This window comes from Methylobacterium sp. WL7 (assembly GCF_008040085.1).
Taxonomy (GTDB): Bacteria; Pseudomonadota; Alphaproteobacteria; order Rhizobiales; family Beijerinckiaceae; genus Methylobacterium; species Methylobacterium mesophilicum.
Genome location: NZ_VRVG01000373.1, coordinates 1 through 494, shown reverse-complemented (window position 1 = coordinate 494; position 494 = coordinate 1). Strand labels below are relative to the sequence as shown.

Here is a 494-nt window from a genome sequence, read left to right as displayed (position 1 = left end):
TGCATCGCCTCAAATTTCATTCAATCAATTTAGCAACCCATTAGTCTTCTAGCAACTTTATTTTACCGGTTAATTTCCTCTTCCTATTTTAAAAGAATTTGATTGTTTGGGTCACTCACACCTGATACCTTCAAAGTGTGTCCTTGATCGGGCGTCGGTGTTTGCCAATATCTCATCACCGGTTCTAGTGCACTGACGCGGTCAGAGGATTCACACAGGAGATGATGCAGGCGAGTCTGGGCGATGGCTCAGACCGTCTGCGTGCTCCTCGACGATGCCACCGCGTCAGCGCTGTCCGCGATCGCCGGTGATCGATCCCGCCCGCTCAAGCACATCCTGCGGGCGCGCATCGTCCTGCTCTCGTTCGAACGCTTGAGCGTGCAGGACCTGGCTCGGCGGGCCGGCGTCAGCCGGCCCGCAGTCTGGCGCTGGCAGCAGCGCTTTGCCTAGGGGGGCGTTGAGGGCCTGCTGCGGGACAAGACCCGCCCACCCGG

The 494-nt window shown here is 57.7% G+C and carries 1 pseudogene; it reads left to right on the top strand.

The features are described from left to right. Window positions 1-243 precede the first annotated feature (243 nt). Window positions 244-447: pseudogene (locus FV233_RS29840) on the top strand (helix-turn-helix domain-containing protein); the annotation flags it as partial. Between the last annotated feature and the right edge of the window lie 47 nt (window positions 448-494).